The sequence below is a fragment of the Prevotella ihumii genome (assembly GCF_900155655.1).
Classification (GTDB): Bacteria; Bacteroidota; Bacteroidia; order Bacteroidales; family Bacteroidaceae; genus Prevotella; species Prevotella ihumii.
Window position 1 is genome coordinate 2,666,565 of record NZ_LT706987.1, and the last position, 14,436, is coordinate 2,681,000.

The 14,436-nt window shown below is 41.4% G+C and carries 6 protein-coding genes and 1 pseudogene; 2 read left to right on the plus strand and 5 right to left on the minus strand.

Going from position 1 to position 14,436, the window contains the following annotated elements:
- The first annotated feature begins 83 nt into the window (after positions 1-83).
- Both CZ367_RS11660 and CZ367_RS11665 read left to right on the plus strand, forming a co-directional pair.
- On the plus strand, positions 84-1,016 hold the full coding sequence (locus CZ367_RS11660; RefSeq protein WP_077197012.1) for a carbohydrate kinase family protein: 933 nt from the start codon (positions 84-86) through the stop codon (positions 1,014-1,016).
- 26 nt (positions 1,017-1,042) lie between these two features.
- On the plus strand, positions 1,043-2,236 hold the full coding sequence (locus tag CZ367_RS11665) for an FprA family A-type flavoprotein (RefSeq protein ID WP_077197013.1): 1,194 nt from the start codon (positions 1,043-1,045) through the stop codon (positions 2,234-2,236).
- Between the two features lie 307 nt (positions 2,237-2,543).
- Here the strand turns inward: CZ367_RS11665 and CZ367_RS16580 are convergent.
- From CZ367_RS16580 to CZ367_RS11690, 5 genes and pseudogenes are all read right to left on the minus strand, one after another.
- A pseudogene (locus tag CZ367_RS16580) lies at positions 2,544-3,008 on the minus strand (hypothetical protein); the annotation flags it as partial.
- Between the two features lie 63 nt (positions 3,009-3,071).
- Positions 3,072-3,416, minus strand: coding sequence for an IS66 family insertion sequence element accessory protein TnpB (gene tnpB / locus CZ367_RS11675; RefSeq protein WP_077197015.1), 345 nt, complete (start codon positions 3,414-3,416; stop codon positions 3,072-3,074).
- Between the two features lie 1,410 nt (positions 3,417-4,826).
- Positions 4,827-7,625 carry a C10 family peptidase gene (locus tag CZ367_RS11680; protein WP_077197016.1) on the minus strand — a complete coding sequence of 933 codons (2,799 nt, stop codon included), beginning with the start codon at positions 7,623-7,625 and terminating at the stop codon, positions 4,827-4,829.
- A 589-nt stretch (positions 7,626-8,214) separates the two neighbouring features.
- Positions 8,215-10,668, minus strand: a complete 2,454-nt coding sequence (locus CZ367_RS11685; protein ID WP_077197017.1) for a C10 family peptidase — start codon at positions 10,666-10,668, stop codon at positions 8,215-8,217.
- 574 nt (positions 10,669-11,242) lie between these two features.
- Complete coding sequence (locus CZ367_RS11690; RefSeq protein WP_077197018.1) at positions 11,243-14,053, minus strand: C10 family peptidase; 2,811 nt, start codon at positions 14,051-14,053, stop codon at positions 11,243-11,245.
- Between the last annotated feature and the right edge of the window lie 383 nt (positions 14,054-14,436).

The following is a 14,436-nucleotide window of genomic DNA, read 5'->3' on the forward strand; positions in this document are numbered from 1 at the left end:
ATATTTGCACAATAAATCAATCTTTCTTACAAGTCATATAACGGCAAAAAGAGAAAGAATATAAGGAAAAAGACAAAACGTTAATGCGCAAGATTATTGGAATTGGCGAGACCATTCTCGACATTATATTTAGAGACGACCAACCTATTGGGGCTTACCCTGGTGGGTCTACATTCAATGCTATGGTATCTTTAGGCCGTGCAGGGGTAGACGCAACCTTTATAAGCGAGGTGGGAAGCGACCGTGTAGGCGACCATATTAAGAGTTTCTTGATAGAAAATGGCATTAATGTAGATGGTGTTAGCGCATTCCCTGGTTCGAAATCGCCCATTTCATTGGCGTTTCTCAATGAGCAGAACGATGCAGAATACATCTTCTACAAAGACCACCCACACGACCAGTTAGACTTCTCTTATCCCGACATTCAGCCCGATGACATCGTGCTTTTTGGTTCATATTACGCTGTAAATCCTGTTATTAGGCAGCAGGTAGTGGGGTTGTTAGAGTTGGCTCGTTCGCGTGGAGCTATTATCTATTATGATGTAAACTTCCGCTCATCACACAAAGACGAGGTGATAAAGATTACTCCTAATCTGATAGAAAACCTTGATTATGCCGACATAGTGAGGGGGAGCCGTGAAGACTTCCTAAACTTGTACAAGAAAGAAGAGGCTGAAAAGGTGTACAAGGCTGAAATATCGTTCTATTGTAAGCGATTTATCTATACCGATGGGGCAAACCCTGTGGTGGTACATAGTCAAGACGGATTCAGAAAAGAGTATGCTGTGCCTAACACTACTACCGTAAGCACTGTGGGAGCAGGCGACAACTTTAATGCAGGCTTTATCTTCGGGCTGTTAAAGTATGGTGTGCTGCGTAGCGACTTGGAACGTGGACTCTCTGAAGCACAATGGGATAGACTTGTAGACTGCGCACAAGCCTTCTCGGAAGACTGCTGCAAAGACATATACAACTATGTGAGCTGCGACTTCGGTGCACAGATGAAACAATCATAAGGGAACCAATATTCAAAACAAACAATATGATAGAAATAACAAATAAACTCTACTACGTTGGTGTAAACGACCGAAACAAGGAAAAGTTTGAAGGCTTATGGCCATTGCCTAATGGTGTGAGCTACAACTCGTACCTCATTGATGATGAAAAGGTAGTGCTTATTGATACAGTGCAGGTGGACTTCTTTGTGCAGTTCATCGAAAACATTCGCGACGTAATTGGCGATAGAAAGATTGATTATCTTGTTATTCACCATATGGAGCCCGACCACTCTGGGGGCTTGGCACTGCTAAAGCAGTACTATCCTGATATAAAGGTTATTGGAAACAAAAAGACTTTCGACCTTTTGTCAGGATTTTATGGCATAAAAGAAAATACCATAGAAGTAAAAAATGGCGAAGTAATGGAGATGGGCAATCATTCGCTTCAATTCTTTATGACACCTATGGTGCATTGGCCTGAAACAATGATGACGCTCTATAAGGGCAAAGAGTCGGCTCTGTTCTCTGGCGATGGATTCGGCTGTTTTGGAGCTTTGAACGGTGGAATTATAGATAAGGACATCAATACAGAGCGCAGTTGGAACGAAATGATACGCTACTACTCTAACATCGTGGGTAAGTATGGCACACCTGTGCAGAATGCTTTGAAGAAGCTCGCTGGTGTTCACTTCGACTATATCTGCTCTACACACGGCCCTGTATGGAACAAGTATGTAGACAAGGTGGTGGATATGTACGACAAAATGTCGAAATACGAAACCGAACCTGGACTTGTTATTTGCTACGGCACAATGTATGGCAACACAGAGCGTGCTGCTGAACATATAGCACGTGCAGCATCGTTGGCTGGAGTGAAAAATATACTGATGTACAACGTATCGAAGACGCACCATAGTTACCTTCTTCGCGACATATTCCGCTTTAAAGGACTTATCGTGGGTGCACCTACTTACAACAATGGCTTGTATCACGAAATGGAAGTATTGCTCTCCGAAATTGCTAACCGTGACATCAAAAACCATTACATTGGGTGGTTTGGCTCGTATGGTTGGGCAAGCAGAGCTGTAACGGCCATAGGCGAATGGAACGAGAACCATGGACACTTTGAGAAAGTGGGCGAACCTGTAGAGATGCGTCAGGCATTGAGCCAAGAAACCAAGGAGGAGTGTTGGCGATTGGGTCGTGAAATGGCGGCTAAACTTTTGGCAGAAGACTAATAATAGGGTAGCGCAGCAATAGCAAGCATAGATAGATGTAGTGCTACTGCCACATTATTATATATAGAGATGATAGGGAGACGGACTTGTTGGCTTAGGCTATCGAGTCTGTTTCTCTTTTTGTTTTGTGTGTAGGGAGCTTAGTTCTGCTTCTCTTTTTTCTAAGTTTCATCTTTTGTATGGCTTACTATTTGTTTGTTTTTGTAAGCTCTATTTTTTGTCTTAGGTTTATGTTCTTGTTGCAAAGGCGGTGTTGGAATAGCTTTGTTTTTTGATGCTTGCTTTCTTATTTTCTCTTTATCCCAANGCGTGATGACCTGCGTTGTCCGGCCTGCTGTTTTATCTCCTTGATGATGGGAAGGGCTTCCACCTGAGCCAGGGAACCCTCTTTGGCCCACTGCTCGTCAAAAAGCGTACCCGCCCAGCCGCTTGCACTCTCAGGCAGGCGTTTCTCGCTGCGCCTGCCAAATACCATGCGCTCAAGTTCAAGAATACGACGGGACTTTCGTTCCAGCTCAGCATCCTTAATCTTAAGCTCAGCCTCCTTATCCTTGAGCTCAGCATCCTTATCCTTGAGCTCAGCATCCTTATCCTTGAGCTCAGCATCCTTATCCTTGAGCTCAGCATCCTTATCCTTGAGTTGAGTATCCTTGTTCTTAAGCTCAGCATCCTTGTTCTTAAGCTCAGCATCCCTTTGCTCAAGAAGTTTAACAACAGCTTCCCGAGTGAGAGAATGGTAGTCAGATGTCATTGTGCAATAAGGCATATCCATCACATTATCAGTTCTTTATACGATGTAAAATTACAAAAAATATCTGACACTGGCAAGAAAATACTAAGATTTATTGTATCTTTTTCTTCGGTAGCAATTAGGATTTATACCTTCAATATAGAGTACCAATTCGTCCCAGAGAAGTTCATAAAATCCAGCTCTCGCCCGTATGATTTTAGGACTTAGGCAACCCTGTGCCATCTGTTTATGATACACGACAAAACCACAGCGTTCCCAGTGCAGCAATTTAATTCGGTTACGGGCTCGATTGTAGAAAACGTAGACAACACCATCAGAAGGATTGAAGTCATTGCGGCGTACCAATTGGGACAGGCGAAGAATACCCTGACGCATATCCACAGGAGTGCAACAAACCCGAAAAACATTTGTTTCGTTGAGTACAAACATAAGTTTTTCGGGCAAAGGTAGTAAAGTAAGAATGTTACACAAAGGCGGCTAATATTGGATGCTTACATCCCAAATCGGTCGTTAGACTTCTTCGAGATTTGCGCGCTTATTTTGAGCTATTTTGGGTTGTTTTTGAAGACGTTTAGCGAGCTAAACAACTGAAAAAACAAACGAAAAGAGCCACAATAAGGTGCAAAGATGAAGAAAAGCATAACATCTAAACGCTTTAAAAAGCCTTTGCGGGCTAATGAGCGATTTGGGTTTATTTGGCGCCTAAGATTTGCTGCTTTTTCCTTTTCCTATGGAGGAAAAATAGTTTTTGGGTCTATTTCTATCTTGCATTTCTTGACAATTTAGTGTCAAGTTATGCTACTTTCTCAATTTTATTTCTTATTTTTGTTGAGCAACATCGTTCTTTGTCATTTTATAGGCTTGTGCTTCTGTTTCTTAAAAATGGGTCTGAAATGATGTTAACTCTTCAATTTTCCCCCATTTCATCGAGAAAAAAGAGCCATTTCATCGTGTTTTGTGGGGTATTTTGTTCAAAAAATATTTGTAAATGAATAAAATGCAGATTTCTATAGCAAAATGCTAAAGAAATCTATAATAAATGTATATTATTGTTGTTTTGTGTGTGATAATATGTGGAAATAAGTTTTTCTTGAGGTATTAAGGTGCACAAATTTATAAAAGTGAGTTTTTTGTGAGTACAAAAACTTGACTTAGAACTTAATTACTCGTATCTTTGCACTACAATAAGTTTCTCTTATGAATGAAACAAGAGAATAATTGAAGGTTTTTAATAGTTATGTTATTTGAGTTATATTATTAGTCGTATAAGGTCGGTCACATGTGAATGTCACCGACTTATTTTTTTTTCTTAATTGTAATACCTTATTTTAAGCACACGGCTCATTGTCGTTTTTCCATTCGTAGTGTATCCTATCTGCCTTGATAGATATTCTTTTACGTTTTGCAGCCTTATCTTGTTGCTGCTTATTGATTGTGCTAAGAATATGTTATCGCGAGCTACTCTTTATGCACATCTTAATTAACTTAGAGTTCGTTTCGTTTGTTAAGAAGTTGTGGCAAATTGGTCGGACAAGTCGGATGGGTAGGACAAGTCGGACGGGTCGGACGAGTCCGACTTGTCAGACCTCACCAAAATATTTAGGAGTTAGAGCCGAACTGCTTGTGGGGGTAACGTAGGGGCTCGATTTATTCGCAAGCTCGAGCTTGCGAATAAATCGAGCCCCTACACGCCCAACGCACATTTAAAGCTGTTTCGAAAAGTAATATTTTTGTTGAACAGAGATGTGCATAAAGAGTGGCAAGTAAGAGGGATAAAGAAAGGATGTGCCAAGCGACACATCCTTCGAAGATAGATTTAGAAGTTATAATAGTGCGATTTTATTTCTTTATAAACTTCATTGTAGTGTTGTTCATCTTAACGAGATATACACCAGCTGAAAGGTTGTTTACAGCAATGTTGTTGTTGCCTTCTTGCAAGTCTATGGTGTTAACCAATGTGCCGTTAGCGTTGTAGATGTTAGCACTTGTAGCTGCATCGGCAACGATAGTGATTTGAGCAGTTGCAACAGTTGGGAAGAGACGAGCACTCTGCTGAATAGCTGTACCCATCTCTTCGATGGCTGTAATGTCGTTGTAAACTTCGTCGAAGCCTACGTTGATGAAGTGAGCACCCAATTGTGGTTCGCCTTCTACTTCTACTACATCGCAACCATTAACGGTTTGTTTAGCACTGTAAGAGTAGTAACGGCTTGTTCTGTTGACATAGAATGGCACGCTGCGCGATGGAGAATAAATGTCCTTAGTGCCATCATTGTAGCTTACATTTACATAGTAACGCACGTTGGTGAGTGCAGCGGTTGGGAACGCTACCTCAACAGCACCAGTTCCGTATGCTGAAACGCTGATAGGCTTCAACACTTCGTATTGGCTTGAAATACCATTTGTGCCACGGTAAGAGTCGGTGATGTAGATTTTAATATTGCCCTTGAAACCCTTGTTAGAGTAAAGATTGACACGTACACCAAAGTTGGTTGCGCTCTTGCTAATGGTAGCGTAGCTTGTGCCCAACGAACGACCATTCTGAGAGAAGTTAGCATTCAAGATGCTTACATCGCCTATGGCTACTGATGGGGTAGGTGTTGGCTGAGGCTGTGGTTCGGGCTTTGGCTCTGGTTTGGGTTCTGGTTTTGGCTCAACACGCTTAGCATTGATGGTGAGCTTGCCCAAGATTTGCGAACCATTCATCTTGACAAATGTTTCTTTCCCTTCGTTGGTGTACGATAAAGTAAGGTTGTAGTTGCCTACAGCGAGGGTTGTTATGGCTCTTACGGTATTGAAGTTTAAGATTTTGCTTGCATCTTTTGCGATGAGAGCATTACCTTCAGCAATGAGTGTGCCATTAGCATACAGCTTCAAAGTGCCATTGAAATCGGCTGCACCTGAGTTTGTAATAGGCACTTGGATTGTTCCTGTTTCGCCTTGGGTGAAAGCAACGTTGGCAGATGTAGTAGCGATGAGTTCAGAAGATTCTACTTCAGGAGTCTCGCCTACAATCTTGATAGTTCCTGCGCTATGCTTGATGGTGGTGTATTCTACTTCGTCTTCTGCCATATAAGCGATGCGGAGGTCGTATGTGCCATAGTCGAAGTGGTTGAAGTTTACACGGAAGGTGAGGTTCTTTGTGCCACGCTCGTTTACAAACATACGATAGTCGCGCTTAGCAATTTCCTTGTATTCGGTTTCACCCTCTTTCTTTGCCAAGAGCTTGAAGAGCCCATAGAAGTTTTCAGGGAGCTTGTTGCCCACGGTAACAAGAATTTCTTCGTATCCACGTTGAATTTTCTTGAATGGCATTTCGGTGTGAATGTAGATAGGACCTAAGTCTTCGGTTACTTCGGTTGTACGAGTGCGGTCTGGTTCGAAGTAGCGAAGCATATGTTGGTTTGACGAATATCCACCACCTGCACCACCAATGCCTTCCATACCAGGTTTGAGTACGTTGAGAAGATACCATCCGTCTTCGCTGTTGCTCCAGCCCCAATTTACGTGTACATAGTTGTCCTTAGCAAGACCATCGAGCACAAAGCAGTGACCGCCACCACCATGAACGAAACCTACATAAACTACAGGGCCGTACTTTTGCATTTCGTCCTTGATTTCTGCAATCCAAGCGTTTTGGTCTTTGATGTCGTTGTGGAAAATGGTGGTCAATGTCTTCTTATAACCAAAGTTGCGAATGAGCTTCTCAGGGGCATAATATACCATAGAACCACTACCGCCTGCAGCTGCTGCACCAAACTCCATCTTTACAGCATAGCCTATATCGCGGAGCAAACGGCCAATGTTGTCGGCTTGAACATTGTTGAGACGAACGCCTGTGGTAGCATCTTCGCCTTTGCTTGTTACAGCTTCGGGCATTTGAGACCAGTCGTAAGCAGCGTTTTCTTTGCGACCATAGCCATCAAAGTCGAGACTCATTGTCTTGTTGTTGAACTTGTATGATACCTTACCTGTAGCCTTTTTAGGCCATTCGTGCCAACGCATTACGGTTGCAATACCTGTGGCAACGCAGCCTGAAACGGTTTTCAATGATCGACGACCTTGGCGTGTGTTGTAGGTTACGTATGGACTATAAAGATTGAAAGGCCAATCTTGGTTCCAACCAATGGTGTGTTGACGTTTTGTGCGACGGTCGTTCTTGTAGTCTAACAAGGGTTCTACAATGATGTCGGCACGTGCTGGTTGGTAACCTTCGTTGGCCAATGCTTTGTAAGCATCTGAAGCTACATCGGGCACATTTGCCTTTGCCCACTCTAATTGATTAGCGTATTCATCAAGCATATACTGCAATGATGGGTTTTCGGCAATAGCTTCAGGAGTTATAATACCTTGGTCAGCGTATGCCAAGATAGGTAATGTGCGGGTGTCGCCTGAAACAATGACGTAGCCATTGCCGTTGCCACGATTGATAACATAATACAAGTCGTCTGCACTAAGTTGCTTGGGTGCGTCCAATTTTGCCTTACCACGATAGGCAATGCTTAAGGCTTTGTTTCTTTGTGATGAACCAAAGAATTTTTCTGCCAAACTCTTAGCCTTATCAGCGTGGATAGGGCTACCAAAGGCCACGCTACTTGTTGCTAAGCAGAGTGCCATAAGTGAATAAATTCTTTTCATAGATGATTTTTAATAATGTTAGTTATGTTATGTTTTCACTTCAGTTATATCACAACTAAAGTTCTTGTATTTTCATTTAACCCAAATCGGTCGTTAGCCCGCACAGGCTTTTTAAAGCGTTTAGCTGTTATGCTTTTCTTCGTCTTTGCACCTTATTTTGGCTCTTTTCGTTTGTTTTTTCAGTTGTTTAGCTCGCTAAACGTCTTCAAAAACAACCAAAAATAGCTCAAAATAAGCTCGCAAATCTCGAAGAAGTCTAACAACCGATTTGGGTTTAAAGGTGATACGTTCAGTTCTTAAAAATCGATGTATAATTGATATACAAAGTGTGTCTTGTGTTTAAAATATCATAAATAGAAATCTTTCCACAATATTTATTGCACCTTATCACAAGGTTAATACAACCCCAATATAGAATTAATACAACCTCAATATAGAGTTACTGCAACCCTAATATAAGACTATACTACTCTAATATAAGGTGCGAATATGTGTATTTTATTGATTTTTAAAATTACTTCAGCCTATATATAATTCATAAGAGTGCCTTGCATTCAAAAGCAAAGCACTCTTATGAATTATATAGAGATTACTTCTTTACAAACTTGACAGTAGCCTGCTTAGTCTTAACGAGATACATACCAGATGTGAAGTCGTTAACTGCAACCTTGTTTTCACCCTTAACGAGGTTCAGAGTCTTAACAATAGCACCGCTTACGCTGTAAACGTTAGCTATTATAGCTTCATTAGAAACGATTGTTACTTCAGCAGTAGCAACAGTTGGGAAGAGGTTGAGACCTGTTTCAGCCACCTTGATTTCGTTGATACCATCTGTTTGATTATCAAGATTGTACTCATCTTGATGTGTACCAACGGTCTTTACAGCACTTGGAAGTTCGGTTACATCAAGGATAACACCACGTGTTGTACCTTCCTTCAATACAGTGCCAAATGGCATATCATTGTAAGTGTTGAGGAAGAATACGTAGCTTCTCCAAGGGCTATGTACATCCTTAGTTCCATTGTTGTAGAGCACATTTACATAGTAACGTGAGCCTGTTAACTTTGAAATTTCGAAAGGTATCATAATATAACCGCTTTGTCCTGGGTTGATATGAATATTCTTTGTCACTTCAAGACCCTGCACGCTGCTTGTGCTGCTCATATTGTCAGTGATGAAGAACTTAATGTTACCATCGAAACCATTACGTGAATACAAGTACATCTTAGCTTCAGTGTTTGCGCTGCGGTCAAGTGTCGCATAGTCTTTACCTGCATAGCTTCCATTCTGATAGAAGTGTACATTCTGTAAAGTCATATCGCCAGTTGCTGCACTTGGTGAAGGTGTTGGGTTAGGCTGTGGAGTTGACTTCGCTGTGATGGTCAGTCTACCAATGTTATGTGTACCAGTACCATTGTAGAATGCCCAAGTAGGTTTGCCATCTCCATCGTAATAAGCTATGCGCAAGTTATATACACCTGCTGCGAGCTTAGCGAACTTGTCATTCGTATTGAAGTTTAATGTTCCACTTGCATACGTACCAAACTTTATTGTTCCTGTACATATTTCTGTATTGTCAGCATAGAGTGATATTTCGTTGTTGTATTCATTTCCTGTATTTGACACTTGCACTGGAATCTTTACAGTCTCGCCTTGAGCAACCGTAATATTTGCAGGAGCTGTAACTGTTAAGACTGCTGCCTTAACTGCAGGGTCTGGCTGTGGAGTTGGGTCAGGCTGTGGTGTTGGTTCTGGTTGTGGTGTAGGTTCAGCATCTGTTCCACGGTCTGGAGTCAAGTAACGATACATATGTTGGCGGTATCTGTAACCACCGCTACCACCGCTACCTGTACCTTCTGAACCTGGTTCAAGCACGTTGAGGAGATACCAGTCGTCTTCTTGGTTGTTCCAACCCCAGTTTACGTGTACATAACCATTCTTTGCAAGACCATCAAGTACGAAGCAGTGACCACCACGTGAGAAGCCTGCATAAACTACAGGACCATATTTCTGCATTTCGTCTTTGATTTCTTCTGTCCAACGAGCCTCAGCATCGTTTCCCCAATAGTTATCTCTCTTGATAACTTTCACACCTTGCTTATATCCAAAGTTGCGTACAAAAGGTCCTACTCCGTTTTCAAGAATAGTTCCACTGCCACCTGCCGAAGCTACATTATAATTCATTCGTGTAGCATAGCCTATATCACGAAGCAATCGAGCTATATTGTCAGCTTGTGTAGCATTAAGGCGTTTGTGTGTAGCTCTATCGCGTCCATAGGCGTCAACTGCTTCTGGCATTTGATTCCAATCGTACGATTTATTCTCTTTATCAAAGTCTACACTCATATATCGTCCGTTCCAAGTATAGCTTACGCTACCTTTTGGCTTCTGAGGCCATTCGTGCCAACGGAACACCATCGAAATAGCTGTTGCCACACATCCAGACACTGTTGGATAATTTCTGATATTTCCATAATGGTCTCTCATACGGATTGTCGGACACAAGTCGTTGAAAGGCCATTCCTGTCCCCAACCGATAGGTGTTGTACGTTTTGTCTTGCGATCTTTCTTCAGTGCCAATAAAGGTTGTACAATGATGTCCGAACTACGTGGTGTAAATCTTCCTCCTGCCAAAGCTTTATAGCTCTTTGATGGTGCATCGGCGAGATTTTCTTGCGCCCAGGTGATTTGGTTTTCAAATTCTCCGAAGATGTAGCGCATTGCAGGGTTGCTCATAATTTGTTCCTCTGTCAATGAGCCTGTTTCAGAGTAAGCAAGAATAGGTCTGGTACGGTCATCACCCGAGATAACAACAAAACCTTCGTTGTTTCCCTTGTTGATAACGTAGTACAATTCTTGCGTTGCATTAGCCTTTGGAGCTTTTGCTTTTGCACGATAAGAGATGTTCATCGACTTACTTCCTTGAGAAGTGCCAAAGAACTTGTCTGCTAAGTTTTTCGCTTTCTCTGCTTGAATCGGGCCACCAAATGCCACGCTACCTGTTGCCAAGCATAGCGCTACAAGTGAATAAAATCTTTTCATAGTTGATCTTTTTAATAAGTTATGTACTAAAAATGCCATCTGCTCAGCTGTTAAGAGCTAAGACAGAATATTCATCATCCTTTTATTATTTCGTTATTTGAGTATCTTTATCTACTTTCTGCTGCAAATGTAATGAATTATAAAATACTTCTCAAAGAAATAAAGAAGATTTTAATAAAATACCGAAAAATAGTATAAAATTAGCGCAAAAATAATAGAATTACATCTTTTTGTTTAGTTTTTAATCTGTTTGTCTTTTAATATTTAAGTTTTAACCCAACTCGCTCGTTAGACTTCTTCGAGATTTGCGAGCTTATTTTGAGCTATTTTTGGTTGTTTTTGAAGACGTTTAGCGAGCTAAACAACTGAAAAAACAAACGAAAAGAGCCAAAATAAGGTGCAAAGACGAAGAAAAGCATAACATCTAAACGCTTTAAAAAGCCTTTGCGGGCTAATGCCCGATTGGGGGTTAATACTTGTTTATTACAGTCTATAATTTATTGCTTTAAGTGATAAAGAGGTACTTTACATTGTGCAAAGCACCTCTTTGATTTATTTGAAAGTTCACTTATGATTACTTTTTCACGAATTTAGCAGTAGTCTGCTTTGTCTTTACAAGGTACATACCCTGTGTAAGCCCTTCTATCGACACCTTGTTTTCGCCCTTAACGAGGTTCAAAGTCTTCACAATAGCACCGCTTACATTATAGATATTAGCTTGTGCGTCTTCGCTTACAACGATTGTTATCTCGGTTGTAGCAATAGATGGGAAGAGGTTGAAACCATTTTCTACTACGTTGATTTCGTTAATACCTGTAGTGTTTTCAAGGTTGTTGTCTGAGTCTTCAAAACCGATATACTTCACACCGTTAGGCATTGTCTTCACACGGATAACAGGACCATTTGTCTTGCCTTCATTCATTTCGTAGTTAGGAGCGTTGTCACCGTAAGCATAGCTGTAGCTTTTAATATAGAACGTTGCACTTCTCCATGCGCTGTAAATGTCCTTTGTACCATTGTTATAAAGTGCGTTTACGTAGTAGCGAGTACCTGTCAAGTCAGCCATCTTGAATGTTACTTCTACATATCCACTTTCGCCAGCAGCGAGTGTTACGTGTTTTGTTATTTCCAAGTTTCTTGTTACGCCAGCACCACCATTATAAGTATCGGTTACATAGAACTTCACATCGCCATCGAAACCATAGCTTGAGTACATATTAACACGAGCAGTGAGGTCAGCATCCTTAGCTACTGAAGAGTATGAGCGCCCGATATACTTACCATTCTGATAGAATTGTACGCTTTGCATGTCCATATCACCCTTTGCAACGCCAATGTTAGGAGTAGGTTGTGGTTTTGGATCTGGTTCGTCTTTCTTCACAATTGTCAATGTACCGATTACGTCACTTCCGTTCAATTTAGCATAGATGGTGCGGTAATTCTGCGTGTAAGCCACCTTCAAGTTGTACTTGCCAGCTGCAAGACGCTTGAATGCTTCGTTGGTTGCGAAGGTCAATGTGGCATTATCGTTGAGGATAAACGCTACATCGCCGCTACAAATTTCGGTATATCCAGCATAAAGTGTAACCTTTCCATTGAAGTCAGCATCACCGTTATTGGTCATCGCCACCGAGATGTTTGCGCTTTCGCCAGCATTTACATTAATGCTTGCATCGCTAACAACAGCCAATTGTGCGCCCTTAGCAGCAGGAGTTTCGCCCTTCACGGTAACAGCACCTGCCGATTCTGCTATAGCTACCCAATTGTAGTCTACCATATAACTTACTTGCAAGTCGTATGTACCTGGTGCAAGTTTGCTAAAGTCGGTGTAGAATGATATTTCCTTTGAGCTACCCGCATAGATAGTTGAAGCGTAACTCGTAGTTACAAGGTCGGTGTATGTAGATGTGCCTTGCTTCTTAGCAGAAAGTTTGAATTGACCTTGGTAGTTGCTTGTGAATTGGTTTCCCACTGAAACATACACATACTTGCTTTCCTTGCCCACCTCTGTGAGATTAGCCTTAGCCTTGATATACAACGGATTCTTTGTAGGAGCTGGCTGTGGGTTAGGGTTTGGTTGTGGTTCAGGGTTTGGCTGTGGATTTGGATTGATAGCACGGTCAGGTGACAAGTAGCGAAGCATCTGCTGGTTAGCTCTGTAACCTGTACCATCAGCACCACCAATACCCTCTCTTCCTGGTTTCAATACGTTAAGTAGACACCAACTGTCTTCTTGGTTGTTCCAACCCCAGTTTACGTGTACATAACCGTTCTGTGCAAGTCCGTCAATCACAAAGCAGTGACCTTGAGGGCGAGCCGAAGCTGTTGTACCAGCATAAACTATAGGGCCATAGTTTTGCAATTCGTCTTGGATTTGTGCTATCCACTGTGCGTCAGTTCTATAGCTGCTACGCATAACGTGCCGCAAGTTGCTGCGATAGCTAAAGTTGTTTATCAATGGGCGTACACAATCGTATAAGTAAGCATAACTACCTCCAGCTTCAGCAGCACCATATTGCATTTTTACAGAGTAGCCTACATCACGAAGCAATCGTCCTATGTTGTCTTCTTGTGTTGCATTTATGCGTCTAAATGTTGTGGCGTCCATACCTCTTGTCGTAACGGCTTCAGGCATTTGTTGCCAATCGTATGCTTTGTTTTCTTCTGCACCCGCTTTGTCAAAATCAAGTGTCATCCACGTACCTTGGAAACTATAACCCACTCTTCCTTTAGCCTTAGTTGGCCATTCGTGCCAACGCAACACTTGCGAGATAGCAGTAGCAACACAGCCCGAAACTGATGGGTAGTCTCGGCTATAACCATAGTTGTCAGTATAAGTAAGGGTAGGGCAAAACGAGTTGAAAGGCCAATCTTGTCCCCAACCTATGGTATGTGCACGACGTGTTTGACGGTCGTTGTGCAAGTCAAGCAATGGACTTACAATAATCTGATTAGCTGCTGGAGTGAAACGGCGTGCTGCCAAAGCCTTATATTCTTCAGATGGTATGTCGGCAATGTTTTCTTGAGCCCAAACTATTTGGTTTTCGTATTCACCAAATAAGTAGCGCATTGAAGGGTGGTTGAGAATATCTTGTTCGTTGAGATGGCCTGTTTTAGCGTAAGCTAATACAGGCATTGTGCGGTCGTCTCCAGATATTACAACGAAACCTTGGTTGTCGCCTTTGTTAATTACATAGTACAAGTTTTGACTTGTTGTTTTACAACCTTTAGCTTTTGCGCGATAGGTAACCTTTGTAGCCGAGCTGTTTGCTGTGCCAAGGAAGTTGTCAGCCAAAGCCTTAGCCTTGTCTGCTTGTATTGGCCCAGCGAATGCTACGCTGCTTGAAGCTAAGCATAGCGCTACGAGAGAAAATACCTTTTTCATCTTGATTTAAAAATTAGTTATGTTATTTGAGTAATACCACCGAATCCACACGACATAATTAGCCGAAGGACTTAGTCGTAAGCGTTTTTTATAATCTACATATTTTCACTACATCACAATAGCTCCAATATTGCATAAAGATTTGTTTATGTGTCGTTCTGACCTGTTTAGATTTTGTGTTGGTTCTTTTGATATATTATTGTTATATTTTTTCATCCACCTATATATACGATGCAAATTTAGAAAATAAATTTTAAAATCAAAACTTTTTTACCATTTATTTTTAAATAAAATAACTTTATCGGATAATATAATAATATTTATTCAATCGATTGCATACCTTGTTCTTTCGGTTTTTGTAGCTAAATGTCTTATTCTTAATG